The sequence below is a fragment of the Flavobacterium sp. genome (assembly GCF_044361065.1).
Classification (GTDB): Bacteria; Bacteroidota; Bacteroidia; order Flavobacteriales; family Flavobacteriaceae; genus Flavobacterium.
The window spans coordinates 1-3,585 of record NZ_JBIKJI010000183.1; the positions used below are offsets into that span (position 1 = coordinate 1).

The 3,585-nt window shown below is 31.3% G+C and carries 3 protein-coding genes; all 3 read right to left on the minus strand.

Features of this window, described 5'->3' with window-relative positions; all coding sequences use genetic code 11:
• Positions 1 to 1,303, minus strand: a 1,303-nt coding sequence (locus tag ACIQ11_RS09545; RefSeq protein WP_396154391.1) for a TolC family protein, incomplete at its 3' end; no start/stop codon positions are given.
• A 102-nt stretch (positions 1,304 to 1,405) separates the two neighbouring features.
• Positions 1,406 to 2,032, minus strand: coding sequence for a Crp/Fnr family transcriptional regulator (locus ACIQ11_RS09550; protein ID WP_396154392.1), 627 nt, complete (start codon positions 2,030 to 2,032; stop codon positions 1,406 to 1,408).
• Between the two features lie 248 nt (positions 2,033 to 2,280).
• On the minus strand, positions 2,281 to 3,585 hold a 1,305-nt coding region (locus tag ACIQ11_RS09555), incomplete at its 5' end, for an amidophosphoribosyltransferase (RefSeq protein WP_396154393.1).

Consider the following 3,585-nt stretch of genomic DNA (forward strand, 5'->3'; position numbering starts at 1 on the left):
AAAACTGTAAATACTGTTTGGTGAAATTATATTCAAAAACCGCTTGCAGTTGCTCTAATTCTTTTTGAATCATTTGTGTTTCTGCTTGTAATAAATCGGTTGTTTTTTCTAAACCTTGTGCAAATCGATTTTGTCTAATTCTGAACGCTTCTTGCGATTGCTCGAAAGCCAATTGCGATAAATTAACTTTGTTTTCCGAATCTAATAATTGGCGATTTGTTTTGTTTAATTCCAATTGACTTTGTTTCGTATATTGCTCTTTTTCTACATCTGCTTTTTGAGATTCAGCTTTTGCTTTTTCATATTTTCCAATAGATTTGTAACCATCAAAAATATTCCATGATAATTGAGCGCCAACTAAATAGCCTTTTGCCGATGTTCCTAAAACAGTTGCGTCGTACATTTCATAACTTCCAAAAGCATTTAATCTTGGTAAAAACGTCATTTTTGAAGATTGTAACATTTTTGCATACGCTTCAGAAGATTTACTCATCGCTTGAATGTCTTTTCTGTTTTCGGATAAAGTAGTATTTATAGGTTCAATTGAAATGGTGTTTTCTAACGCTTCAGATGGTTTATACACTTTTCCTTGCGTGTCTTCGTTTAATAAAAACCCTAAATAATCTGAAGCATTTTGCACGTTACTTTTTGCATATTGCAACTGATTGGCAATTTCATTTACACGAACTTGTACGTTTAACAAATCGGTTTTTTGCAACATACCTTGTTTGAAATAATTTTCTACTAATTTCAAATTGGCTTTTCCGGTGGTATTTGCTTTTTCTAAAACTTTAACGGCTTTATAGGCCAATTGTAATTGCATATATGCTTTAGAAACTTCTAATTCTAAATACTCCTTAGTACGTTCGGTTTGTAATTGAAACGCCTCCATTTTGGCTTTAGCGGCTTGTCTTCCATAAAAACCATCAACATTAATTAATGGTTGTTGAATTTCAAACTTGGTTGCAAAATTTTGTGTTTTGGCAGGGTCATTTAACAACGCTGGATTAAAATCAGAAGCGGTTAAAATTTCTTGATTTAATTTTGAACCAAATGCCATTAATGGATTTGTAGTTGAAATTCCGGTGTGTGAAACCGAAATATTTGGCAAGAAAACTGCTTTTGCCTGATTGTAATCTGCTTTTGCGGACTGGGCATTTTTTTCGGCAATTTTTACTTGTAAATTAGTTGAAGCTATTTTCTTAGAAATATCGTTTTTAGAAATGGACAGCGTGTCTTGTGCCAATCCAAAAACAGAAAATAATACTGCTGAACTTAAAATAGTGTGTTTAAATTTTTTCATAATCCTAAATTAATTATGAGGCAAATGTAAACGCATTAAAAATAGTGTACAGTAACAAGTGTTACATAGGTGGAAAAAATATTTTAGTGTATGAAAGTTAGATTACAACAACTCAATATATGCACGATTCAATTTAATTTTTCCTTTATTTTCTAATGCCTTTAAAATTCGGGAAATTACAACTCTTGATGTATTTAAATCGTAAGCAATTTCTTGATGAGTATTGTGAATTTGATTGGAAGTATTTATTTTTGATTTTTCTAAAAGATAATTTAGTAATCGTTCATCCATATTCATAAATGCTAAATGATCAATTGTAGTTAACATTTCTTTTAATCGCATATTATAGCTGTTAAATACAAAATTTCTCCAAGTAGCATATTTACCAAGCCACTCGTTCATTTTTGCTACCGGAATTAAAATTAGCTGACCGTCAGTTTCTGCTATGGCGCGGATTTCACTTTTGGCATTTCCTAAGCAACACTGCATAGACATTGCGCAAGTATCTCCTTTTTCTATAAAATATAAAAGCAGTTCGCCTTCATCAAAATCTTCACGTAATATTTTAATGGCCCCAGTTAACATTAAAGGCATATTTTTAATATTTTCATTAAAATCTATAATAATATCACCTTCATTGAAATTGTGAATTTTAGATACTTCTAAAATTTCATTTATCAAACTTTCTTCAAAAATAAAATTATACGTGTTTTGGAGTGTGTTTTTCATTTTTAGGAAAATTTAAGTTTCCATTAGCGAATTTAGTAAATTCAACAACAAAAAGTGAAAAAATAAAAAAGATTTGAGAGGAAAGTATATAAAATAAAAAAGGCGAAAATTTCTTTTCACCCTTTTTGCCCCAAATCTACCATAAAACTTAACCTACTAATTTTCTGGTGAGGTAAAAGTATGGCAAGATATTTTACTAAAACAAAATAATTGTTGTATTGCTAATATTCTCGATGAAATGCACTTTTTTAGTAAGCACGCGCTCCATTTCCTTCATAAAAGTTGATAAAAGCCGTATTTACCACTCGGTTTCCTCCTGGCGTTGGATAGTTTCCAGTGAAGTACCAATCGCCTAAATTTTTAGGGCACGCTTTGTGTAAATCTTCTACTTTTTGGAAAATAATTTTCACTTTTGCTTTCACATCTTTTGACGTTAACATTTCTGCCATTTTATCTGAAATTTGCTCATCTGTAAAAGGATTGTATATTTCTTTTACATAATTTACCACTTCTGTATCTTTTAAACCTTGTTGTGCTTTACATTTTTTATAAACGTCTTCTACAATTTGATACTGATTGGTTTCTTTTAAAAGTTCTAATGCCGCTTTAAAAGCAATAAAACCTTCTAAAGTACTCATATCAATTCCGTAGCAATCCGGATATCTAATTTGAGGAGCAGAAGAAACTACTACAATTTTCTTAGGATGTAATCGGTCTAAAATTTTAATAATACTTTGTTTTAATGTTGTACCTCTAACAATACTGTCGTCAATAATTACTAAATTATCTGTTGGTTTTACCACGCCGTATGTAATGTCGTAAACGTGTGCAACCATTTCATCTCTACTGCTATCTTCCGTAATAAAAGTACGCAGTTTTACATCTTTAATAGCTATTTTTTCGGTACGCACTTTTTCGGCTAAAATTTCATTTAATCCTTTTTCGTCTAAAGTGTCTTTTTGCGCAATAATGTCTTTAACTTTTTGTTCGTCTAAGAATTTTTGAGCCGCTTCAGCCATTCCGTAAAAAGAAGTTTCCGCTGTATTTGGAATAAATGAGAATACCGAATTATGTATGTCGTTTTCAATTTCTTTCAACACACTCGGAAAAACATATTTTCCTAATAATTTTCTTTCTTGATATATTTCAGCGTCACTTCCTCGAGAAAAATAAATTCTTTCGAAAGAACAGGCTTTTTTATCTACACATTCTCTAATGTTTTCGAAAATAACATTTCCGTTTTTCTTAACGATAATAGCATCACCCGCTTCTAATTCTTTCACATCTTCGAATGCTACGTTAAAAACCGTTTGAATAACTGGGCGCTCTGAAGCTACTACTACAATTTCATCATCTTGGTAATAATATGCTGGTCGGATTCCGTTAGGATCTCTAACCACAAAAGAATCTCCGTGGCCTAAAAGTCCAGCCATAGCATATCCTCCATCAAAGTTTTTAGAGGCTCTTTTTAATATTCTTCCAATATTTAATCGCTCTGCAATTACTGGCGAAGCTTCTAATTTTGTAAGTCCTTCGTTTTTGCAATCTAAATA